General features: G+C 68.9%; 17 protein-coding genes. 2 read left to right on the top strand and 15 right to left on the bottom strand.

All coding sequences use genetic code 11. The annotated features are described in order from the left end of the window. Positions 1-12: 12 nt before the first annotated feature. The 9 genes from ACAM57_RS30565 to ACAM57_RS30605 form a co-directional block, all read right to left on the bottom strand. On the bottom strand, positions 13-468 hold the full coding sequence (locus tag ACAM57_RS30565) for a carboxypeptidase-like regulatory domain-containing protein (protein WP_369660036.1): 456 nt from the start codon (positions 466-468) through the stop codon (positions 13-15). A gap of 101 nt (positions 469-569) precedes the next feature. Then, on the bottom strand, positions 570-1,805 hold the full coding sequence (gene glcF, locus ACAM57_RS30570) for a glycolate oxidase subunit GlcF (RefSeq protein ID WP_369660037.1): 1,236 nt from the start codon (positions 1,803-1,805) through the stop codon (positions 570-572). A 17-nt stretch (positions 1,806-1,822) separates the two neighbouring features. Next, the gene (gene glcE / locus ACAM57_RS30575) at positions 1,823-2,935 is read right to left on the bottom strand and encodes a glycolate oxidase subunit GlcE (protein ID WP_369660038.1); all 1,113 of its coding nucleotides are present in this window, start codon (positions 2,933-2,935) and stop codon (positions 1,823-1,825) included. Between the two features lie 8 nt (positions 2,936-2,943). Next, positions 2,944-4,446, bottom strand: a complete 1,503-nt coding sequence (locus ACAM57_RS30580) for an FAD-linked oxidase C-terminal domain-containing protein (protein ID WP_369660039.1) — start codon at positions 4,444-4,446, stop codon at positions 2,944-2,946. A gap of 127 nt (positions 4,447-4,573) precedes the next feature. Next, positions 4,574-5,458: a LysR substrate-binding domain-containing protein gene (locus ACAM57_RS30585; protein WP_369660040.1), complete on the bottom strand. Its 885-nt coding sequence runs from the start codon at positions 5,456-5,458 to the stop codon at positions 4,574-4,576. 25 nt (positions 5,459-5,483) lie between these two features. Then, entirely contained in the window at positions 5,484-6,416 is a 933-nt protein-coding gene (locus tag ACAM57_RS30590; protein WP_369660041.1) for an SMP-30/gluconolactonase/LRE family protein, read from the bottom strand. A 212-nt stretch (positions 6,417-6,628) separates the two neighbouring features. Next, positions 6,629-8,065 (bottom strand): ammonium transporter, encoded by a 1,437-nt coding sequence (locus ACAM57_RS30595; RefSeq protein WP_126022468.1) that lies wholly within the window; start codon positions 8,063-8,065, stop codon positions 6,629-6,631. A gap of 29 nt (positions 8,066-8,094) precedes the next feature. Beyond that, the gene (gene glnK, locus ACAM57_RS30600; RefSeq protein ID WP_007833403.1) at positions 8,095-8,433 is read right to left on the bottom strand and encodes a P-II family nitrogen regulator; all 339 of its coding nucleotides are present in this window, start codon (positions 8,431-8,433) and stop codon (positions 8,095-8,097) included. A 67-nt stretch (positions 8,434-8,500) separates the two neighbouring features. Continuing rightward, complete coding sequence (locus ACAM57_RS30605; RefSeq protein WP_126022469.1) at positions 8,501-9,379, bottom strand: TorF family putative porin; 879 nt, start codon at positions 9,377-9,379, stop codon at positions 8,501-8,503. A gap of 214 nt (positions 9,380-9,593) precedes the next feature. Here ACAM57_RS30605 and ACAM57_RS30610 point away from each other — a divergent pair, with 214 nt between their 5' ends. Beyond that, positions 9,594-11,138: a YifB family Mg chelatase-like AAA ATPase gene (locus tag ACAM57_RS30610; RefSeq protein ID WP_369660042.1), complete on the top strand. Its 1,545-nt coding sequence runs from the start codon at positions 9,594-9,596 to the stop codon at positions 11,136-11,138. A gap of 88 nt (positions 11,139-11,226) precedes the next feature. On the opposite strand, the gene ACAM57_RS30615 is transcribed toward ACAM57_RS30610, so the two are convergent. From ACAM57_RS30615 to tssJ, 6 genes are all read right to left on the bottom strand, one after another. Next, positions 11,227-13,290: a serine/threonine protein kinase gene (locus ACAM57_RS30615; protein WP_369660043.1), complete on the bottom strand. Its 2,064-nt coding sequence runs from the start codon at positions 13,288-13,290 to the stop codon at positions 11,227-11,229. Positions 13,291-13,408: 118 nt separating this feature from the next. Further along, complete coding sequence (gene tagF / locus ACAM57_RS30620) at positions 13,409-14,122, bottom strand: type VI secretion system-associated protein TagF (RefSeq protein WP_126022472.1); 714 nt, start codon at positions 14,120-14,122, stop codon at positions 13,409-13,411. 130 nt (positions 14,123-14,252) lie between these two features. Then, positions 14,253-17,915, bottom strand: coding sequence for a type VI secretion system membrane subunit TssM (tssM, locus tag ACAM57_RS30625; protein WP_369660044.1), 3,663 nt, complete (start codon positions 17,913-17,915; stop codon positions 14,253-14,255). Further along, positions 17,915-19,300, bottom strand: a complete 1,386-nt coding sequence (locus ACAM57_RS30630; RefSeq protein WP_369660045.1) for a DotU family type VI secretion system protein — start codon at positions 19,298-19,300, stop codon at positions 17,915-17,917. Before ACAM57_RS30630 ends, tssM begins: the two co-directional genes overlap by 1 nt. An 8-nt stretch (positions 19,301-19,308) precedes the next feature. Beyond that, positions 19,309-20,688, bottom strand: a complete 1,380-nt coding sequence (gene tssK / locus ACAM57_RS30635; RefSeq protein ID WP_126022475.1) for a type VI secretion system baseplate subunit TssK — start codon at positions 20,686-20,688, stop codon at positions 19,309-19,311. 172 nt (positions 20,689-20,860) lie between these two features. Next, a complete protein-coding gene (gene tssJ / locus ACAM57_RS30640) occupies positions 20,861-21,379 on the bottom strand; it encodes a type VI secretion system lipoprotein TssJ (protein WP_093206787.1) in 519 nt (172 codons plus the stop codon). A gap of 248 nt (positions 21,380-21,627) precedes the next feature. Between tssJ and ACAM57_RS30645 the strand changes: the two genes are divergently transcribed. Next, positions 21,628-21,927 (top strand): TssQ family T6SS-associated lipoprotein, encoded by a 300-nt coding sequence (locus ACAM57_RS30645; RefSeq protein ID WP_311737037.1) that lies wholly within the window; start codon positions 21,628-21,630, stop codon positions 21,925-21,927. The last annotated feature ends 17 nt before the right edge of the window (positions 21,928-21,944 follow it).

Consider the following 21,944-nt stretch of genomic DNA (forward strand, 5'->3'; position numbering starts at 1 on the left):
TCTCCGGCCTGTTCAGAACCTGAAATCGGCCGTCTTCGGCCCGCCGCCCACCGTCACGGCCTGGCTCTTGGTGGCGCCGCCGGGCGCCGCGACGTCGATCACGTAGCGTCCGTTCGGCACGTCGACCAGGCAGACCGGGCCGCTCGCGCGGAACGCCAGCGCGGCGGCATTGCCGGCGTCGCCGCCCTTGATCGTCACGTCGACGTTCGCCAGGTAAGCGCCATCGGCGCGAGCGAACAGCAGCGCGAGCGGATGTTCCTTCATCGCGGCGCGCATGGCCGTCGATTCGTCGGAGCCGATGCCGCCGCACACGTAGCGCGCCGGGCCCGCGCCCTGCCAGGGCGGCATGGCGCCCTGGGCCTGCGCGGCGGTGGCGCCGGCCGCGCAGGCGCAGGCCAGCAGCACGACCCGCAGCGAGGCGGAAATGGAAGGAATGTAAGGAATGGAAGGTGCGAGAACACGAGGCATGGCACTGGCTCCTTGCAGGTTCGATGCAGCCATGATGCGCCCCGAACCGGCCCCGCGCGAGTCGGACCAACCCCCTCCTGCTTGTCCGATGGCGCCTGCGTTCAGGCCTTTTGCCGCAGTGCAGCGTCCAGCAGCTCGACCCAATGCCGTACCGGCGTGTCGTCGCTACCGCTTTGCAGGTGCGTGATGCAGCCGATGTTGGCCGAGGCGATCGCCACCGGGCGCAGCTGCTTCAGGTGGCCCAGCTTGCGGTCGCGCAGCGGATAGGCCAGCTCGGGCTGCAGCACCGAGTACGTGCCGGCCGAGCCGCAGCACAGGTGCGATTCGTTCATCGCCACGCGCATGTCGAAGCCCAGCGCGCGCAGGTGCGTCTCGACGCCGCCGCGCAGCTTCTGGCCATGCTGCAGGGTGCAAGGCGGGTGGTAGGCCACCACGCCCTCGGGCGCCTTCACGCGGGCCTTGAGTGCAGGCACGAGGTCGGGCAGCAGCTCGCTGAGGTCGCGCGTGAGCTCGCTGATGCGCGCAGCCTTCAGCGCATAGGCCGCGTCGTGCTGCAGGATGTGGCCGTACTCGCGCACGGTGACGCCGCAGCCGGATGCATTCATGACGATGGCCTCGACCTCGTTGCGCTCCACGTAGGGCCACCACGCGTCGATGTTGGCGCGCATCTGCGCCTTGCCGCCCTCCTGGTCGTTCAGGTGGAACTTCACCGCACCGCAGCAGCCGGCCTCGGGCGCGATCACGGCCTGGATACCGGCCGCGTCGAGCACGCGCGCGGTGGCGCTGTTGATGTTGGGCATCATCGACGGCTGCACGCAGCCCGCGAGCATCAGCACCTTGCGCGCATGCGTGGCGGTGGGCCAAGCGCCGGCATCCTGCTTCTCAGGCACCTTGGCCTTCAGCGCATCGGGCAGCAGGCCGCGCACCGACTGGCCCAGCTTCATCGCAGGGCCGAAGAGCGGCGACGGCAGGCCTTCCTTCAGCACCCAGCGCTGGGCCGATTCCATCGCGGGGCGCGGCACCTTCTCGTCGACGATTTTTCGGCCGATGTCGACCAGGTGGCCGTACTGCACGCCGCTCGGGCAGGTGCTCTCGCAGTTGCGGCAGGTGAGGCAGCGGTCCAGGTGCAACTGCGTGCTGCGCGTGGGCGTCTTGCCTTCGAGCACCTGCTTGATGAGGTAGATGCGCCCGCGCGGGCCGTCGAGCTCGTCGCCGAGCAGCTGGTAGGTCGGGCAGGTGGCGGTGCAGAAGCCGCAGTGCACGCATTTGCGCAGGATGGCCTCGGCCTCGCGGCCTTCGTCGGTGCCTTTGAATTCGGGAGCGAGCTCGGTTTGCATGTCTTGCGTTCTTGTTCTCAGTTGGCGCTCAGCAGGCGGCCGCGATTGAAGATGCCATGCGGATCGAACTCGCGCATCAGCGCGCGCTGGATGCGCTCGACCGGCGCGCTCAGCGCATCGAAGCGCGGCACCCCTTCGTACATGCCCGAACCCGGCAGCCGGAACAGCGTGGCGTGGCCGCCCGCCGCGCGCGCGATCTCGCGGATGCGCGCAGCCTGCGAGGGCGGCGCCTTGTACCAGCGCTGGCCGCCGTGCCATTCGATCAGCGGCGCGGCACCGTCGATGGAGAGCACGGGCGCGGTCTGCGGCACCGACACGCGCCACAGCGCGTCGGGCCCCTCGCCGATGGCGAACCAGGGCAGCTGCTGGTCGCGCAGCGATTGCCAGTCGGCGGCGGCGCGCGTGTTGTCCTTGCGCTCGCCGCCCAGGTGTTCGCACGCGGCTTCGACGGCGGCGACCGCACCGCGCAGCCGCAGGTAGAGCGCGCCAGCACCGGCATATTCGAACCAGCAGCTCGCGTTCAGCGGCAGCGGCCGGCCGCCCCACTCGTTGAGCAGCCGCAGCGCATCGGCCTGGCTGCAGGCGAATTCGAGCGTGGCCTCGGCGGGCGGCACCGGCAGCACCTTGAGGCTGACCTCCGCGATCACGCCCAGCGTGCCGAGCGAGCCGGCGAGCACGCGCGAGACGTCGTAGCCCGCGACGTTCTTCATCACCTGGCCACCGAAGCTCAGCAGCTCGCCGCGGCCGTTGACCAGCGTGGCGCCGAGCACGTAGTCGCGCACCGAGCCAACGCTGGCGCGCGCCGGGCCGCTGAGGCCCGCTGCAACCATGCCGCCCACCGTGCCGCCGCTTGCGAAGCACGGCGGCTCGAACGGCAGGCACTGGCCCTTCTCGGCGAGCGCCGCTTCGAGCTCGGCCAGCGGCGTGCCCGCGCGCACGGTGACGACCAGCTCGCTCGGCTCGTAGCTCGTGATGCCGGCGAGCGCCCGCATGTCGAGCAGTTCGCCCTGCGGCGCCTCGCCGTAGAAATCCTTGGTGCCGCCTCCCCGGATGCACAGCGGGGTAGCGTCGGCTGCAGCGGTGCGGATGCGCTCGACGGTCTGGCGGAGGGCGTTGTCGTTGTTGTCCATCGCCATCCTCAGAACCTCGGCAGATCGGAATGCGGCAGCCTGCCGCCGCGCACCACCTGCTTGCCGTACTCGGCGCAGCGCTGCAGCGTGGGAATCACCTTGCCTGGGTTCAGCATGCCCTCGGGGTCGAAGGCGCGCTTCACGCCGAGCATCTGCTCGTTCTCGGCCGCCGTGAACTGCACGCACATGCTGTTGAGCTTCTCCACGCCCACGCCGTGCTCGCCCGAGACGGTGCCGCCCATCGCGACGCTGGTCTCCAGGATGTCGGCGCCGAAGAGCTCGCAGCGGTGCAGCTCGTCGGGGTCGTTGGCGTCGAACAGCACCAGCGGGTGCAGGTTGCCGTCGCCCGCGTGGAACACGTTGCAGCAGCGCAGGTCGTATTTTTTCTCCATCTCCTGGATGGCCAGCAGGATGTCGGCCAGGCGCTTGCGCGGGATGGTGGAGTCCAGGCACATGTAGTCGGGGCTGATGCGGCCCGAGGCGGGAAAGGCGTTCTTGCGCCCGCTCCAGAACCGCATGCGCTCCTCCTCGCTGTTGCTGCAGGCGATGGCGGTAGCGCCCGAGGCGCGCAGCACGGCGGTCATGCGGCCGATCTCTTCCTCCACCTCCTCGGGCGTGCCGTCGGACTCGCACAGCAGGATGGCGGCGGCGTCGAGGTCGTAGCCCGCGCGCACGAAGTCTTCGACCGCGGCGGTCATGGGCTTGTCCATCATCTCCAGCCCGGCCGGGATGATGCCGGCCGCGATCACCGCGGCCACCGCGTCGCCGGCCTTCCGCACGTCGTCGAAGCTGGCCATGATGCAGCGCGCGAGCTGAGGCTTGGGCACGAGCTTGACGGTGACCTCGGTGGTCACGGCCAGCATGCCCTCGCTGCCGATGACCAGCGCGAGCAGGTCGAGCCCCGGTGCGTCGAGCGCCTCGCCGCCGAACTCGATGGGCTCTCCCTCTGCCGTGAAGCCGCGCACGCGCATCACGTTGTGCAGCGTGAGCCCGTACTTGAGGCAGTGCACGCCGCCCGAGTTCTCGGCCACGTTGCCGCCGATGGTGCAGGCGATCTGGCTCGACGGATCGGGCGCGTAGTAGAGGTTGAAGGGCGCGGCCGCCTCGCTGATGGCGAGGTTGCGCACGCCGCACTGCACCACGGCCGTGCGGCTCACCGGATCGATCTTCAGGATGCGGTTGAACCTGGCGAGCGACAGCGTCAAGCCCATGGTGTGCGGCATCGCGCCGCCCGAGAGCCCGGTGCCCGCGCCGCGCGCGACCACCGGCACGCCGAGCCGATGGCAGGCCTTGAGCACGGCGGCGACCTGCGCCTCGGTCTCGGGCAGGGCCACAACCAGCGGGCGGGCGCGGTAGGCGGTGAGGCCGTCGCACTCGTAAGGGGTGGTGTCCTCGTCGTGCCAGATCAGCGCGTGGGCCGGCAGGTGCGGCTGCAGCGCGCGAACGATCTGCGCCTGGCGCTGCGTTTTCTGTAGCGAATCGTGTTGCGTGGGGGTCAGCGGCGCGTTCATGCGGCGGCCTCTTTTTCTTCTGTTCGCGGATGTCTCGGGTGTACCGCACTCTACGGGCATTGCGGCAGCCCCGGGTTGATGGATTTTTGCCGGCCGCTTGAAAGAACTTCGCGCCAGGCCGTCCGGTTCAGCGCAGGCTCTGTTCCAGCCAGTCGGCAAAAGCTGCGCATTCCCAGCGCTCGAGCGTGCCGGTCTGCCAGCAGATGTAGTGCCGGTGCGGCGAAGTCACGGCCTGGTCGGACAGCGCCACCAGCCGCCCCGATTCGAACCACTCCGCGCCCAGCTTCTGCCGCACCAGCGCCACACCGAAGCCGCTGGCGGCCGCGTCGTACATCAGCCCCAGGTCGTTGAACTGCGAGCCGATGGCGGGCTCGGGCTGGTCGATGCCGCAGCTCGCGAACCAGGTGCCCCAGGGCTCGAGCGGGCTTCGGATGAGCCGCGCGGCGGCGATCTCGGCCGCGCTGCGGAAACCAGTGAAGGGGCCGAACTCGTTGAGGTAGCTCGGGCTGCAGGCGGGCACCACCTGCTCGCCGATCAGCAGCCGGTGCTCGCAGTCGGCATAGCCGCCGGGGCCGTAACGCACCTCGAGGTCGGCCTGCTCTGCCGTCACGTCGAGCAGCGGGATCGACACCTGCAGCACGAGCTCGATGTCGGGGTAGATGTTGCGGAACAGCTCCAGCCTCGGCATGAGGAACTGCCGGCTGAAGGTGGGCGTGACCGCGATACGCAGCCGCGTGGCGCGCTGCGCAGCACTGCCGCCCAGAGGCGTCGCCTGCAGCGCGGCGAGCCCCGTGCGCACGTTCGCGAGGTAGGCCGCGCCGTCGGCCGTGAGGCTGAAGTCGCCGCGCCCGAAGAGCTTGAAGCCGACGTGCGATTCGAGCTGCCGGATGCGGTGGCTCACGGCGCTGGGCGTCACGCACAGCTCGTCGGCCGCGCGGCCCGCATGCCGCAGCCGCGCCACGGCCTCGAAGGTCAGCAGGCACTGGATCGGCGGGATGTGCTGCAGGGCCATGCGCGCCCGGGTCTCCGGCTTCTCTTCAGTCTTCGAAGAAGTTGACCGGAAGGCCGGGCGTGTCGACGCGCATCGAGATCACCGTGCCCGATGCCGGCCGCTGCGCGAGCTCGGCTGCAGGCCGGCCCTTGCGGCCGCTGGTGACGAACAGCGTCTTCAGGTCGTCGCCGCCGAAGCAGGGCATGGTCGGGCACTGCACCGGCACGGGCACCGAAGCCACGATCTCGCCCGTGGGTGCGAAGCGCAGCAGCTGCGCGCCCTCGAACATGGCAACCCAGTAGTGGCCCTGCGCGTCGACGGTGGCGCCGTCGGGGCGGCCCTGGTAGCCCAGCGGTGCATCGGCGCTCCAACCCTCGGGCTTGGCGTCGAACTGGTGGAACACGCGCGCGCGCGAGAGCGAGTTGGCTTCGGCGTCCCAGTCCCATGCGCAGACCACGTGCGCGGCCGTGTCGGCCCAGTAGAGGGTGCGCGCATCGGGCGAGAAGGCAAGGCCGTTGGCGGTGGTGGACTCATTGGCCATCTGCGTGAGCGTGGGCGAGACGCCGGTGCCGGGGCGCGCGTCGAAGCAGTAGAGCGCGGCGTTGGCGCGGTCCTTCGCCTCGTTGAGCGAGCCGCCCCAGAAGCGGCCCAGCGGGTCGCACTTGCCGTCGTTGAAGCGCATGGTGCGCACGTCGTGCTCAACGCGCGCCATCGCGGCGAGTTCGCCACCCCATTCGCGCGCACGGTAGATGCCGTCGCGCAACGCGATCACCAGGCCGCCGCTGCGCGCGGGCGCCATGCAGCCGGGCTCGGTGGGCAGGGGCCAGCGCTCGACCTTCGCATCGGGCGATCCGATCTCGCCGCGTGTTCGCAGCACGGCGCGGCCGGGAATGTCGAGCCAGTAGAGCGATCGTTCTTCGGGGTGCCAGAACGGCGATTCGCCGAGCTCGCAGAGGCTGTCTTCGATGGAGGTCCACATGGTGGCGAGATTCTGCTCCCGGCCACCGGGGCTCCGGACAAAAAAATGCCCGCTGGCGCCGAAGCGCTGGCGGGCTGAACATCCAAAGGAGACCTCGCTTGAAACTTTTTCTTCAGTCGGGGAACACCGCGGAACCGGCTTTGCCGGGCCGCAGGTGTTGCCCCCTGCAAGGGGGTTGGCGTAGCGACACGAAGTGCGCGTAGCCTGGGGGTTTACCTGTTATATGCGGTTTCGCCGTGCGAGGAGATGTCGAGGCCTTCGCGCTCTTCTTCTTCCGACACACGCAGGCCGAGGGTCAGGTCGGCGATCTTGTAGGCGATGAAGGCCACGATGCCGGACCACACGACGGTGAGCAGCACGCTCTTGATCTGGATCCAGACCTGTGCGCCCATCGCGAAGGTGTCGGGCGTCGCGCCGCCGGTGCCGCCCAGGCCCTTGGCAGCGAACACGCCGGTCAGGATGGCACCCAGGATACCGCCCACGCCGTGCACGCCGAACACGTCGAACGCATCGTCGGCACCGAGCATGCGCTTCAGGCCACCCACGCCCCACAGGCAGACCAGGCCGGCCAGCAGGCCCAGCACGATCGAACCCATCGGGCCGACGAAACCGGCGGCGGGCGTGACGGCCACCAGGCCGGCGACGGCACCGGATGCCGCACCCAGCATCGAGGCCTTGCCCTTGTGCAGGCTCTCGCCCAGGATCCACGACAGGGCCGCGGCGGCGGTGGCGAGTACCGTGTTCACGAAGGCCAGGCCGGCGACGGCGTTGGCAGCACCGGCCGAGCCGGCGTTGAAGCCGAACCAGCCGACCCACAGCAGCGATGCGCCGACCATGGTGAGCGTGAGCGAGTGAGGCGTGAAGGCTTCCTTGCCGTAGCCCACGCGCTTGCCGACCATGTAGGCACCGACCAGGCCGGCCACACCGGCGTTGATGTGCACCACGGTGCCGCCGGCGAAGTCGAGCGCGCCGTCCTTGCCCAGCAGGCCGCCGCCCCACACGATGTGGGCGATCGGCACGTAGCTGAAGGTGAACCACAGCACCGAGAACAGCAGCACGGCCGAGAACTTGGCGCGTTCGGCGAAGGCGCCGACGATCAGCGCCACGGTGATGGCCGCGAAGGTGCCCTGGAAGGCGACGAACACGTATTCGGGAATCGTGGTCAGCGCGCCGAAGGTCTCCTGCGTGATGCCCTTCATGAAGATCTTGTCGAATCCTCCGAAGAAGTTGCCGTCACCCGAGAAGGCCAGGCTGTAGCCGTAGACGGCCCACAGGATGCTGATCAGCGAGAAGATCACGAAGACCTGCATCAGCACCGACAGCATGTTCTTCGAGCGGCCCAGGCCGCCATAGAACAGCGCGAGGCCGGGGATGGTCATCAGGATCACGAGAAGGGTCGAAGTCAGCATCCAGGCGGTGTCGCCGGAGTCGATCTTCGGAGCGGGAGCCGCGGCGGGCGCAGCGGGAGCTGCATCGGCGGCGGCGGGGGCTGCAGCTGCGGGCGCCGCAGCCGGGGCGGGCGCGGCGGCAGCGGGCGCCGACGCGGCCGGGGCCTCGGCCGTGGCCGCGGCGGGAGTCTGCGCGAAGCCGGTGGTACCGGCGGCCAGCACGCTCAAGCCGAGCGCAAGAGAGACAAGCAGTTTTTTCATAGTCGTTGTTCTTTCGGGCCAGGACTCGATCAGAGGGCTTCGCGGCCCGTTTCGCCGGTGCGGATGCGAACGACCTGTTCGAGGTTGTAGACGAAGATCTTGCCGTCGCCGATCTTGCCGGTGCGCGCAGCGCCTTCCACCGCCTCGATCACGCGATCGACGAGGTCGTCGGAGACGGCCGCTTCGATCTTGACCTTGGGCAGGAAGTCGACCACGTATTCGGCGCCGCGGTAGAGCTCCGTGTGGCCCTTCTGGCGGCCGAAGCCCTTCACCTCGGTGACGGTGATCCCCTGCACGCCGATGGCCGACAGCGCCTCGCGCACTTCGTCGAGCTTGAACGGTTTGATGATGGCTGTGACCAGCTTCATGAGTTTTCTCCTTCGGATGGAAATGAAATGGCGCGGCAGCTTGGGCCGCACCTCGTTGTTGTATGGATTACAGCGTCTTCGTCAGCGTGAGGATGAAGCGTGCCTTGTTCGGCGAGTAGTAGGTCGTGCCGAAGGTGCCGAAGCCGTAGTCGACGCCCGGGTTGCTCACCGCGAGGTACGAGTTCTTCTTGTTGGCGCCCTGCACCGAGCCCGTCAGCGACAGGCCGTTGCCGAAGTCGTAGCTCGCGCCGATGTTGTAGTCGACGTAGCTCTTGTAGCCCAGGCTGCGGATGTCGCTGGACATGTTGGTGAAGCCCACCGCGGCCTTCAGCGTGACCTTGGGCACGATCTCCTTGCTGTACGACAGGTTCAGGTAGCCCGTGTTCGTGCCCTTCAGGCCCGAGCCGGCCTTGTTGCCGGCGTAGCCGAAGTAATCCTTCGACACGGTGTGCGAGTACTTGGCGGTGAAGGAGCCGAAGCTGTCGTTCGCGTAGGTGGCGCCGACGTACAGCTCGGTGGTGTTGCCCGAGGAGTTGCCCGGGTAGATGTAGGTGAGCGCACCGACGTCCATGTCCAGCGGGCCGGCCTTGAACTTGTAGCCGCCGTACACGTCCATCTCGATGCTGTTGCCCTTGAGCCAGTTGACGCTCGAGTTCCAGTTGCCCACGTAGAAGCCGCTGTCGCCGAAGGCGTAGTCGAGGCCGCCCTGGATCGCGGGCTTGAAGCCCTTGGTCTTGGCGTAGTCGTTCTTGCCGATCATGTCCTGGTCCTGGCCACGGAACTTGTAGTTCGTGGTGATGGACACGTTGCCGGTCAGATTCGGGGCGGGAGCTGCCGCAGGCGCTGCTGCGGCGTCGGTCGTTGCAGTCTGCGCCAGGGCCGCGCCGGACGCGGTCAATGCGGTGGCCAGAACGATCAGCGCCTGGGCGGCGGTACGGTGCGTCATCAGGGAACTCCTCGCAAGTGTGTGGTTGGACCGGAAGGCTCAAAGCAGGGAGCGTGCCAAAGTGCACGAATGCCGCCCCTTGCAGCCATGTCCGCGGCGCGGTTGAGAGCCAAATCGTTACAACAGCTGTTGCGAGTGGTTGCAGATGCACGGTGCGCCGCACCACCGCGGGAATGCTCAAAAAATGCGCACCATCTTGGGGAGAGGGAGAGAAATGGGACTGTCTTTGGTGCAAAGCCGCGCCTTGCTGGGTCTTGAAGCGGCCAGTGTCACGGTTGAGGTGCATCTGGCGAACGGCCTGCCCAGCTTCACGCTGGTCGGCCTGGTCGAGACCGAGGTCAAGGAGGCGCGAGAGCGCGTGCGCTCGGCGCTGCAGAACGCGGGGCTGGAGTTCCCCAACAACAAGCGCATCACGGTCAACCTCGCGCCGGCCGACCTGCCGAAGGACTCCGGACGCTTCGATCTGCCCATCGCGCTGGGCATCCTCGCGGCCAGCGGCCAGATAGACAACGCGAAGCTCGCCGGCCACGAGTTCGCCGGCGAGCTCTCGCTTTCGGGCGAGTTGCGGCCCGTGCGCGGCGCGCTGGCCATGGCGCTCGCGCTGCACACGCGCGGCGTCGCGACGCGGCTGGTGCTGCCCCTGGAAAGTGCGCAGGAGGCGGCGCTGGTACCAGGCGGCGAGGTGTACGGCGCCAGGCATCTGCTGGACGTGGTGCGCCAGTTCGTGGCCACCGATGACGAAGCTTCACAGTTGCCCGACACCACGGACGACGGCTGGGCGCGCATCCGGGCCGCGCCCGACACGAACCCGCCCCGCTACGCCGATCTTGCGGAAGTGAAGGGACACACGGGCGTCAAGCGCGTGCTCGAAATCGCCGCGGCGGGCGGCCACAGCCTGCTGATGGTGGGCGAGCCGGGCTCGGGCAAGTCGATGCTCGCCCAGCGCTTCGCGGGGCTGCTGCCGTCGATGCACATCGAGGAGGCACTGGAGAGCGCGGCCGTGGCCAGCCTGGGTGGGCGCTTCGCGACCGAGCGATGGCGGGTGCGGCCGACATGCTCGCCGCACCATACGGCGAGCGCGGTGGCACTGGTCGGCGGGGGCTCACCGCCACGGCCCGGTGAAATCTCCCGCGCGCACCATGGAGTCCTTTTTCTCGACGAATTTCCCGAGTTCGCCAGATCCGCCCTCGAAGCGCTGCGCGAGCCGCTGGAGACCGGCACCATCACCATCGCCCGCGCCGCGCGGCGCGCCGAATTCCCGGCGCGCTTCCAGCTCGTCGCCGCGATGAACCCATGTCCCTGCGGCTATCTCGGCTCGTCATCCAGGCCCTGTCGCTGCACGCACGAGCAAGTCTCGCGCTACCAGAGCAAGCTCAGCGGCCCGCTGCTCGACCGGATCGACCTGCACATCGAAGTGCCTCCGGTGTCCGCGCAGCTGCTGCTCGAAGCGCCCGCGGGCGAATCGACCGACAGCATCCGCGAACGCGTGGTCGCCGCGCGCGAGCGCGCGATGCTGCGCCAGGGCCATGCCAACCAGTCGCTGCAAGGCGCGGCCATCGACCGTCATGCGGCACTCGACGACGCGGCGCGCGCGTTCATGTTCAACGCGGCCGCCAAGCTCGGCTGGTCGGCGCGCAGCACGCACCGGGCGCTGAAGGTGGCGCGCACGATCGCGGACCTGGCCGGGTCGCAGGCCGTGCAGGTCGGGCACCTGGCGGAGGCGGTGCAGTATCGAAGGGCGTTGCGAGGAGCCGCCTAAAGCGAGATATGCAAGAGCGCGCTCCCGCCTCGCGCACGTAACCCCGAGGCGGGTCGCGGCCCGGAGCCGGCAGGGCCGCAGGATCCGGCTACTTGAACTCGTGGCTCACCACGGGCGCCGACTTGCTGTCCTGCACCGTCACGCGCTGCCGGTACACCTCGAGGTCGCCGTTGCGCACTTCGATGTTGTAGATGCCGGGGCGCAGCGACAGCGACTTCAGCGGCGGACTGACACCACGGTCGGCGCCGTCGACGAACACCTGGCCCCAAGGCCGCACGTTGAACAGCACACGGCCCATGCCGGGCGCCGCCGCGGGCGGAGTGGCGGTGGCGCCAGGCGTGCCGGGCGTGGCGCCGGCCACGGTGGTTCCGGGCGGCTGTGTGCCGGGGGCAACGGGCACCGAAGGCGGCGAGACGCGGTTGATCTCGGCGATGGCGTTGCGCGCCTCCCGGGCGTGCAGGCCGCGGCGGTAGCGGCGCAGGTAGGCCTCGTAGCCTTCGCGCGTGTTCTCGCTCTGCGCGAGGTTCCAGTCCTCGGCTTCGGCGGTGGCCAATGCGGATTCGGGCGGCGTGGCCGGTGTTGCGGGCGTCGCCGGCGTAGTCCCGGGCGTGGTGACCGGAACGTTCTCGAGCGGCGCCAGAGGCCCGGTGGATGCTGCGGGCGCGCTGGCCGCCGCGGCCGGGGGCAGCGCCGCGGCACCGCCGGCCACCGCCGGCGGCACGCCGTCGGTGGCGGGCGACGTGGCGGTACCGGTCGTGGCCGCTGGCGGCATCGCTGCCGGCGGCGCTGTGCTGGTCGACATCGGATCGCTGGGCGGCGGCACCGGCACCATCGCGGTCTTGGGCTCCTGCGGCTGCATGCCCGAAGTGAGGCGCAGGCCGATCCACGCGCCCACGGCGACGAGCGCGATCAGCAGCACGCCGACCATGCCCCAGGGCGGGCGCTTGAGCTTCTGCTTCTGCGCGGGCGCGGCAGCCACGGCCTTGCGGGCCTTGGCGCGGCTGTCGCGCTCGTCCTGCGCCGCACGCGGTGCGGGCGCCGGCGCGGGAGCGCGCACCGGTTCGGGCGCGGCCACCGGCATGGGCATCGACATCGGCTCCAGCGGCGCGGGCGCCGACACCGGCGAGAACTGCTGCGGCGTGAGCTGCGGAGGCGGCGGCGTGGCCGACACGGGGGCGGCGGGAATGATCACCGCCGGCACGCCCATGCCGCTCACGTAGATATCGCCCAGCTTCACCAGCCCGAGTTCGGCGGCGAAGGCGGCCACGGTCTGCGTGCGGTCCTTGCTGTGCACGGCCAGCGTGTGGTCGATGGCGGCGCAGAAGGCCGGGCTCAGGTCGTCGCGGCCCATGGACGACAGCGGCACGTAGGCATCCTGCACGCTGCGCACCACGGCCGAAGGCGGCGGATGGCCGGTGACCGCGCGGTACAGCACCGCGCCCAGCGCGTACAGGTCGGTCCATGCGCCCTGCAGCAGGGTGTTGTCGTCGGCGTACTGCTCGATGGGCGAGTAGCCCGACTTCACCATCACCGCCACCTCGTCGACGAGGTCGGCGATGGACTTGCGCGCCGCGCCGAAGTCGAGCAGCACCGGCAGGTCGTCCTGCTGGATGAAGATGTTGTCGGGCGCGATGTCGCGGTGGAAGCACTGGCTGCGGTGCAGCGTCTCCAGCGCACCCAGCAGCGGCCCCAGCATGCCCAGCAGCCAGGGCTCGGTGACCTTGCCGGGCTCGTCTTCTGCCAGGCGGCGCAGCGTGCGGCCCTTGTAGAGCTGGATCGCCATGTAGGCGGTGGAGTTCGCCTCCCAGAAGCGGTGTACCCGCACCAGCGCCGGGTGGCTGAACTGCGCGAGCGTGCGCGCCTCGTTGATGAAGCTGCGCAGGCCCGCCTGGAAGGTGGCCGTGAGCCGCTCGGAGCGCACGTGCACGCTGTTGTCGCCCACGCGGCGCGCGAGCATCGCGGGCATGTATTCCTTGATGGCGACTTCGCGCTGCAGGGAGTGGTCGTAGGCGCGGTAGACGATGCCGAAGCCGCCCTCGCCGATCACCTCGAGCAGCTCGAACTCGTCGAGGCGGTGGTTCACGCCCAGGGGATGCGGGCGCTCGTCCTGCGCGTCGGCCGCCGGGCTTCCGATGCCGTGCGTGGTCGTCATGCTTCTTTTCCTCCTGCGGGACGGCCGCCCACATGATCCTCACGGTCCTCATGGTCCTCACGGCCCCCATGACCCTCTCGGCCCCTCCGGGCCTGCCGGCCGATATGGCTCTTCTTGTTCATGCCCATGGCACATGTCCCTGCGAAAACAACTTGGAAAACAGCGGCGTGTTGAGCCCGCCGCCATGGGCCGCGGTGCGCAACGGAGACCCGTCGGCCTGGTTGGTCCACCAGTAGCTGGTGCTGCCGAAAGGGTCGAAGCACAGTGGAAGCTCTGGCCAGCCCAGGCGCTGCTGGGCGCTGGCGCCACCGGCCGTAGGCCCGAGGATCGAAAGGATGTCGTCCGAACCGCCGCTGGCCGTCTGGAAGCCCGCGCGGCCGGCCGCCAGCACCTGGCTGTCGAACTGGTCGGGCGCCACGCCGTGGCGGATGGCCTGCAGCATCGCGCTGCCGCACTGCCAGTACCACTCGGCCGAGCCTTCGAGCACCGAGGGGCGGTAATTGCGCGCGGCCACCTGCAGGGTGATGCACACGGGGTAATAGCGGCCCACCCGGTCGCAGCTGGGTGCGATGCAGCCGAACTGCACCGCGTCGACGCCCTGCGTGGCGGGAATCGCGAAGTTCCACACCGGCGCCACCGCGTAGTGGCGCGTCATCGCGTCGGGCCAGCGCTTGAAGCTGCCCAGGCCGTTCTGCATCCAGCGGTCCCACCAGGCCTGCAGCTCGCGCGGCATGCGGCGATAGAGGAAGTCGCCGGCGGAGGGCAGCTTGCCGTACCAGCCGATCTGCTCGTCGACCGGCACCCATGCCTGTGGAGGAATGCTGCTGTTCATTGCATGTGCCTCGAAACAACATCGCGGCATATGCCAGGAACACCGCGGAACCGGCTTTGCCGGGCCGCTGGTGTTGCCCCCTGCAAGGGGGTTGGAGAAGCGACACGAAGTGCGCGAAGCCTGGGGGTGTTCATGATTTCCCGGGGCACGAGAAGCTGTTCATCTGCGGCAGGCGCAGCGGGTTGTAGACGCTGTTGGCGGTGACCGCGAGCACCACCTTCTTGCCTTGCAGGTCGAAGCTGGCGTTGAAGGATTCGGGCGAGCTGCCCGCCGAGATGGAAGCCTTGTCGAAGAGCCGGTGCAGCGCCCACGGCCCCTCGGTCACGATGCCGCCGGCCGGCGTGCCGTTGGCGGTGGTCACCTGCAGGCGCACCTGGTTGCTGTTGCGCGGGCCCGGCCACTTGATGGTGCTGGGCGCCTGCGGGCCGTGTGCGTAGCGCACCGTCTGGCCGTCGACGTCGAGCGTGAACTGCGTGAGCGCCGCGTCCATGTCCTCGGGCCGGATGTCGATGGTGAACGAGGGCGTGCGCCCGCCCGCCATGCCCGAGAAGAACACGTCGCGGATGGCCTGAGCCTTCTGGAAGGAATCGAGGTAGGCCGAGCGTCCCGCCGCGCTGCCGTCCACGCCGCGCTTGAAGGCCCACGGGTTGACCGATGTGTCGACCTGCGTGATGAGGTTCTTCTGGAAGAAGTCGTCCATCATCCCGCCCGGCGCGAACAGCTGCGCGAAGTCGCCCGAGGCCACGTCGCGGTTCGATCCGCGCGTGAAGGGGTAGCGCCCCGCGATCGCCTGGTTGCAGAAGGTGCCGATGCTGGCCGCCGCGCTCTGCCCGATGTTCTGCCGCGTCACCGCCGCGGCCTTCGACGAGGCGGTGGCGGAAAGGTCGTTCAGCATGCCCTGGAAAGGCACCGGCAGGCGCCCCGCCTCGGCCTGCACCTTGGTGACCGCGTCGCTGGTCGGCGGGATGTTGCCGCTGCGCAGCGCCGTGTCGGTGGCGGTGAGGAAGTTGTAGAGCTCGTTGATGAGTGCGGCCGTCGCGTCGATGGGCGCCTGCCCGCCCTGCTTGGGCGCGGTGACCATGCGGCGCAGCGGCTCGAAGTGGTTGTCCACCAGCGACTCGGGGCGGTCCACGCGCGTGTTGCGGCGCTGGCTGCCGTCGGGCTGGCCGATGAGCTGCTCGATGCGCTCGCGCGTGCTCTGCACGCGGTTCTGCGCCTGGTCGAGCAGGCTGCGCGCGGCCTCGTCGTGGTTGCGCAGGAGGTCGGTCTCGCGCGCGGCGCCCCGGATGATGCGCGACATCGGCGACTCGGCGGTCGAGAGCACGCGCGTCATCTGGATGCTCTGCAGCAGCGAGCGGCTGTCGGCCAGGCGGATGTCGACGAGGTAGTCGTCCCACACCTTGATGTAGTCGGTGAGGTAGAGCCGGCGCACCTCGCGCAGCAGCAGCTCGCGCGAGGTGATGTCGGCGATGCCGGGTGCGCGGATCTGCAGCACCCAGCGGTCTTCCTGCTCGAGCGACAGCGCGGTCTCGGCCATGCGCTTGTCGAAGATGTCCCAGTAGCCGCGGTAGGTGAAGAGCGTCGGGATGCCGTCGGTCAGCGGCTTGCCGCTCGCGCGGCGGATGACCAGCGCCGACTCGGCGCCGCCTGCCTCGGCGATGGTGAAGGCATTGGGCTGGCTGGTCTGCAGCAGGATGCGGCGCAGCCGCGCATACGAGCGCTGCGCCAGCGGCACGCCGGCCAGGCGCTCGCGCGTCTGCGTGATGAGCCTGTCGTCCTTCGCGAAGGGCGAGGTCACCACGCGGCCCGAGAACAGCGCCTTCAGGTGCGACTCCAGGTTGGCGCGCTGCTCGCGCGTGAGCGAGGCGCCGATCTTGCGGTCCACGTCGGTGAGCAGCCAGGCCTGCAGGAAGTCGGCGTCGTAGCGCTCGGCGTCGTACAGCATGAGGTAGGCCTTGAGCGCCTCGTAGCTGTATTCGGCGTCGTTCTTGGCGGCTTCGCGCAGCGACTGCTCCACGCGCTGCGCGGCCTGCGGCAGCAGCACGGTCTCGAGCGCGCGCTGGTAGACGCCGTCGGTCGCCGCCTGCAGCTTCTCGCCCTGGTACAGGCCGAAGCGGTAGGAGGTGGGCGGATCGCCGATGTCGAAGTGGCTGGACTTCGGCAGGTCGCGCAGCCTGTCGAGGATGAGCAGAGAACTGGCGATGTCGCCGCTGGTGTCGACCACCGTGGGCAGCTCGCCGCGCGCGGCGGCCTTGTTGAAGGCCTTGGCGTTGGTGTCGACCTCGGCCACGTACTCCTTGTTGTTGCGCCAGCTGTTCACGCAAGCGCCCAGCAGCAGCACCAGCAGCACGCCGATCACGCTGTAGCCCGCGATGTCGATGGCCCGCTTGCGCCGGTACCAGCGCAGGTTGGTGCCGGCCACGCCAGCGTCGCGGAAGATCACCTGCTGCAGCAGCTCCTTCAGGAAGTAGCTCTTGCCCGGGCCCGGCGGCGGCGCCGGCGGCGCGTTGACCTGCAGGTAGCGCTTGATGGCGCCCATCACGCGGTCGAAGGCCGTGCCCTCCTGCGTGCCGCTGGTGAAGTACACGCCGCGCAGCATCGACGCGGCCTCGAACTTCGACGGGTTGAACACGTCGGCCAGGAAGGTACCGAGGATGTCCTCGAAGCTCGCGAACTGCTGCGGCAGCAGGTAGGCCTGCGCACGGCGCATCGGGTCGGACTCGGCCGCCAGCAGCTCGGGCAGTCGCTCGTCCAGGCGCTGGTGCAGCAGCTTGTATTCCTGGTGGAAGCGCTCGCGCAGGTCGCCGCCCACGGGCGCCGCGCCCTTGTTGCCCTTGCCGGCCTTCGCCGGGTTGCCCTGGATCGGGAAGGTGAAGCCCCACACCTGCTGGCGCTCCGCGCGGCCCAGCGAGCCGAAGTATTCGTTGAAGCCGGCCAGCAGGTCGGTCTTGGTGACCAGCACGTACACCGGGAAGTCGATGCCAAGGTCGTTGCGCAGCTCCAGCAGCCGCTTGCGCAGCGCCATCGCGTGGCGCGCGCGCTGCGCGTCGTCGGCCAGCGGCAGGTCGGCGATGCTGATGGTGAGGATCGCACCGTTGATCGGCTGGCGCGGCCTGAACTTCTTCAGCAGCTCGATGAAGCCCTTCCACTCGCCCTCGTCGGTCTCGCGGTTGCTCTCGTGCGTGGTGTAGCGCCCGGCCGTGTCGATCAGCACCGCCTCGTTGGTGAACCACCAGTCGCAGTTGCGCGTGCCGCCGATGCCTCGCACCGCCGCCTTGCCGAGCTGGTCGGCCAGCGGGAAGTCGAGGTCGGAGTTGACCAGCGCGGTGGTCTTGCCCGAGCCCGGCGCGCCGATGAAGATGTACCAGGGCAACTGGTACAGGTACTGCCGGTCGAACAGCGAGAAGCGGCTCGCGGGCTTGCCGTCGGCATCCGCGCCGAAGCGCATGTTCTTCAGGATGTTGGTGGCGTCGGTGAAGCCGCTTTGCAGCTCCTTGATCTCGGGCGCGTCCTCGGGCTTGGCCTCCTTCTCGCTCTTGGAGGGCGTGCGCAGCTGGTTGAGCAGCTGCGCGTTGAGCCGGCGCTCGCGCCACTTGCGGTAGATGACGCGCACGATCCAGATCGTGAACATCAGCACGATGACCACGATGCGCACGATCTCGTCCTCGAGCGGACGGTAGCGGCCGACCGCGATGGCCGGGCCGATGACCCAGATCAGGAAGGCGAGCGCGACCAGGCCCAGGAAGACCCACAGGTCGCGGCTGATGAGAAAACGGAAGATGGCGCGCAGCATCAGCGGGTGCCTCCGGAGCGCGGTGCGGGCACAGGTGCGGGTGCGGGCGCAACGAGCGGCGCAGGAGCCACCGGCGCCACCAGCAGCGTCACCTCGACGCGGCGGTTGCGGGCGCGGTTGGCGGGCGAGTCGTTGGGCACCAGCGGGTCGGCGTCACCGCGGCCTTCGGCGCGCAGGCGCTCGGGCCGCGCAATGCGCGCTGCGATCATCTTCTTCACCGCGTCGGCGCGGGCCTGCGAGAGTTGCCAGTTGGAGGGGAAGCGCACGCTGCGGATCGGCTGGTCGTCGCTGAAGCCGCTGACCAGCACATTGCCTTCCACGGAATTGAGCGCATCGGCCACGCGCGCGAGCACCGGCGCGTAGCGGTCGAGCACGCGGTCGGAGCCCGAGGCGAAGAGGCCGTCGCCGCGCAGCACCACGACACTGCGATCCGCCTCGTCGCGCACGGTGAGCAGTCCTTCGCGAATTTCAGGCTCGAGGAAGCGCTGCAGGCGCGGCACCGGCGCCGGCATGACGACGGCACGCTCGGCCTGCGGCAGGCGCACCGCATTGACGGCCGCGAAGGCGCCGTCGGAGTGGCCCGCGAGGTTGAAGGTGAGAAACGCGAACACGCCCACCAGCAGCACCGCTGCGACCGCGCCGACGGCCCACACCGGTAGCCAGTTGCGCGAACGGCGCACGGGTGCGCTGCCGTCCTGCCAGTGCGGCGACAGCGGCACCGGGATCTCGCCGCGCGTCTGCCGGATGATCTGCAGCAGCCGCTGCTTGAGCGTCTCGAGCTGCGAGCGGCCGTTGTCGATGACGCGGAAGCGCCCCTCGAAGCCCATGGCCAGGCAGAAGTAGATGAGTTCGATCAGGTGCAGGTGCTGCTGCGGGTTCTGCACCAGGCGCGACAGGAGCTGGAAGAACTTCTCGCCGCCCCAGGTCTCGTTGTGGAACATCACCAGCAGGCTCTGCGACGACCAGATGCTGCCGCCCCACGGCGTGAGCGCCGCGGCCTCGTCGACCGCGGTGCACAGGCAATAACGCGCGCCGATGATGACTTCAGGCGCGATGCCCGCCTGCTGCGCGCGCGTCTCGAAGCGGCGGACCTCGTCGACGAGGTGCTCGCGCAGCTGCGAGGGTGCGGGATGGTGGCCGGTGGCGCGGATCTGCGGGATCAGGTCGAGCAGCGGGTTGGCCGCGGCCACCAGCGGGTTGTTGCCCGCGAGCGCCGTGTCGCCCGCATGCGGGCGCCGCGCGTCATGCCATGCGGTGAAGGAGTCGGGTTGCGCACCGAGTCCGCGCTGCGCGGCGGGCATGCCGCCCGCATCGGCGTTGCCGCCACCCGGGTTCGGCGGCACGAAGCCCCCCGGGCCGACGGCCATGTCGTTGACACCGTTCATAGAGTCCCTCACGGACGGATGGCCCAGAACTCCATGGCCAGACCGGGAAAGTCACCGGCCAGGTGCATCGCGACGCCGCCCGATTTCTCGAGCTGGCGCCACATGTCGCCGCTCTTGTCGAGTTCGAAATAGTGGTAGCCCGCGTTGTACGGAATCTGCCGCGGCGCCACCGGCAGCGGACGCACCACCACGCCCGGCAGCTGCAGCTGCACGAGGTCGCGGATGCGCTCGACCGAGCCGATCTTCACCTGCGTGGGGAAGCGCTGCTGGATGGCGTCGGCCGGCAGGTCGGCATGCACCGCGAGCACGAAGCCCGCGTTGCGCACCAGCACCGGGTCGGGCATGCGGCCAACGCGCACGCCGTGGCTGCGCTCCTCGAGCTCGATGGCGATCGCGCTCTGCTCGAGCACGGCGGAGAGCGATCGCCGGAGCTCTTCGAGCAGCGGGCGAATGCATTCGTTGAGGTTGTCGTGGTCGTAGATCGGCCACAGCACCGGCCGGCGCGTGGGCGAAGTGTGCGTGGCGAGGTGGCAGGCGAGCTTGAGCCAGTCGACGAAAAGCTCTTCGGGGTGCACCTGCACGGCCTGCTGCGCATGCCAGGTGAGCGCGAGATAGCGGTTGACCAGCTCGAGCAGAAGGAAGTCGGAGACTTCGCTCACGCCGCCGCGGCCGGGTTGCGAGAGGCGCGAGGCCAGTGCCTCCGAGCGCTGCGTGAGCAGGCCGTGCAGCTCCGCGATCATGCTGCGCAGCATGGCGTGCGCGGAGGCGTCGAGCACCGGCGGGATGTAGTTGGCGTCGACCACCAGCTTGTGGTCGGTGCGGCGCTCGATCACGCGGACCGCGCCGATGGCCTGCCATTCGGCAGTGAGGGAAGACGCACGGGCAAGGCGCAGGCGTGGTGACGCGAGCTGCAGCACGGCCGGGCCCAAGGCGACGGCATTGCCGTCGTTCACCTCGCGTTCGATCACGCCGAAGCGCGCGGCGGAGCCTTCGTCTTCCGAAAAGATGACTTCCTCGCTGCCGGGCCTGCGCAAGGGCAGCGCGAGAACGATGAGTTCGTCGGTGAGATCGCTGGGCACTTCATAAGGAAGCGGCGCGTCTTCGGCGCCGAACGAGAAGGGCGTGCCGTCGGGCATCACGCCCGCGCCGCCGAGCAGCGACACGCGGCCCAGCGCGTAGGCGTCGCGATCGATGTCCAGGTGCAGCCAGCCCCAGTAGGCGCCTTGCAGGCCCGCGGTGCGCCGGGTCACGTACTGCTCGACATAGCGTTCCATTTGCTGGAAGTGCTGCGGGCGCAGGTACATGCCCTCGGACCACACAACGCGATTCGCCAATGCCTGCGGATGAGCGCCGTTCTTTGCGGCGCCCCGATTGCGAACTGTCACCAAAAAGTCCTCCTGGGGAGTGCTCACGCCGGAGCGGGAGATGCGCTGGAGAGCGGCCTCCCGGTCCACTTGTTTTGCTCTCGATGCTACACGTCGAGTCTTACGTTTTGCACCGCATTTCGCTTATGAATTTCTCGCACTTTGGTACTAGCGAATCAATACCTTCGGTCCAAAGTTAACGACTTGGTAGCAGCTCTATGCCTGTCTTGCGCACAGCGACATGCACGGCCTGCTCGCTCGGCGAGAACTGCCACACCTTGTACAGGTTGGTTTGCTTGGGCTCCTTCAGCGGCAGCACGATGCGCCAGCGAGCGGCCTCCAGCTTGCGATAACCGGCGATGATGCCTATGGCGCGCGAGTCCAGACCGGCCTCGCGCTTGAACACCCGCTCCTCGCCGCTGCGCATGATCGCCTGGTCGGCGTTGACCAGTTCCGTGCTCAGCGTTTCCCTGTCACGGTCTTGTAATGCGAAGTAGTCTGCTGTCTCGAAGTTACCGGAAGATTTCAATTCGAAGACTTTCACCAGGATGGGAGCGGCTTGTCCTCGCCCGTCCGGATTGACGCCGTCGTCGATCCTGATGGTGACGGCGTAGGGCGTGGGCATTGACTTGGCCGTCGATGCGCATCCGCTGATGAGGCCCGCAAACAACGGTGTGGTTGCGAGTGCGCCTTGTAGCAAGCTTCGTCGATGCATTGAAATCTCCCGAGGGTTCGCGGCTTATATTATCGAAGTCATGCGCCCTTACGATGGCGCATGGCGTGCATGTCGCGACTGAGCGGCACACTATCTCAAGCATTGCCTTTTCATTGCCCTTTGCAAGGTAGGAGAGAAGATTGAAGTCATGTCTGCCTGCTCTGGCGTTAGCTGTTCTTGCGGTCGCCGGTTGCACGACCACACCGCCGCCGGAGCCCGCGCCCCAACCCGAACGACTGAGCCAGCAAGTGGCGCGCACCACGCTCGAGAAGGCGCAACAGGCGTATGACGAAGGCGACTATGCCAAGGCACTCAGCACGCTCAAGAGCGGCGGCGTCTCGGTGTTCGAAGCCGCGGAGCCGGCCACGCGCCTCGATGCGATGAAGCTCGAGGCCTTCAGCTACTGCGTGGCCAACCAGATCCCCGAATGCCGGCTGCAGTTCCGCAAGATCCTCGATGCGTTCCCGACCTTCGAGCTCAACGTGGCGGAGCGCAAGCATCCGGTGTGGGGCCCCGCGTTCGAGGCCGCCAAGCGAATGAAGCGTTGATGAAGAACATCGCGGCC

It is taken from the genome of Variovorax sp. V15, assembly GCF_041154425.1.
Classification (GTDB): Bacteria; Pseudomonadota; Gammaproteobacteria; order Burkholderiales; family Burkholderiaceae_C; genus Variovorax; species Variovorax guangxiensis.

Excerpts from the sequence above, each read along its gene's own strand:
- tssM (WP_369660044.1), bottom strand. The coding sequence starts at position 17,915 with ATGCTGCGCGCCATCTTCCGTTTTCTCATCAGCCGCGACCTGTGGGTC.
- ACAM57_RS30630 (WP_369660045.1), bottom strand. The coding sequence starts at position 19,300 with ATGAACGGTGTCAACGACATGGCCGTCGGCCCGGGGGGCTTCGTGCCG.
- ACAM57_RS30605 (WP_126022469.1), bottom strand. The coding sequence starts at position 9,379 with ATGACGCACCGTACCGCCGCCCAGGCGCTGATCGTTCTGGCCACCGCA.
- ACAM57_RS30580 (WP_369660039.1), bottom strand. The coding sequence starts at position 4,446 with ATGAACGCGCCGCTGACCCCCACGCAACACGATTCGCTACAGAAAACG.
- ACAM57_RS30615 (WP_369660043.1), bottom strand. The coding sequence starts at position 13,290 with ATGACGACCACGCACGGCATCGGAAGCCCGGCGGCCGACGCGCAGGAC.
- glcE (WP_369660038.1), bottom strand. The coding sequence starts at position 2,935 with ATGGACAACAACGACAACGCCCTCCGCCAGACCGTCGAGCGCATCCGC.
- ACAM57_RS30590 (WP_369660041.1), bottom strand. The coding sequence starts at position 6,416 with ATGTGGACCTCCATCGAAGACAGCCTCTGCGAGCTCGGCGAATCGCCG.
- tssJ (WP_093206787.1), bottom strand. The coding sequence starts at position 21,379 with ATGCATCGACGAAGCTTGCTACAAGGCGCACTCGCAACCACACCGTTG.
- ACAM57_RS30595 (WP_126022468.1), bottom strand. The coding sequence starts at position 8,065 with ATGAAAAAACTGCTTGTCTCTCTTGCGCTCGGCTTGAGCGTGCTGGCC.
- glnK (WP_007833403.1), bottom strand. The coding sequence starts at position 8,433 with ATGAAGCTGGTCACAGCCATCATCAAACCGTTCAAGCTCGACGAAGTG.
- glcF (WP_369660037.1), bottom strand. The coding sequence starts at position 1,805 with ATGCAAACCGAGCTCGCTCCCGAATTCAAAGGCACCGACGAAGGCCGC.
- ACAM57_RS30585 (WP_369660040.1), bottom strand. The coding sequence starts at position 5,458 with ATGGCCCTGCAGCACATCCCGCCGATCCAGTGCCTGCTGACCTTCGAG.
- ACAM57_RS30610 (WP_369660042.1), top strand. The coding sequence starts at position 9,594 with ATGGGACTGTCTTTGGTGCAAAGCCGCGCCTTGCTGGGTCTTGAAGCG.
- ACAM57_RS30565 (WP_369660036.1), bottom strand. The coding sequence starts at position 468 with ATGCCTCGTGTTCTCGCACCTTCCATTCCTTACATTCCTTCCATTTCC.
- tagF (WP_126022472.1), bottom strand. The coding sequence starts at position 14,122 with ATGAACAGCAGCATTCCTCCACAGGCATGGGTGCCGGTCGACGAGCAG.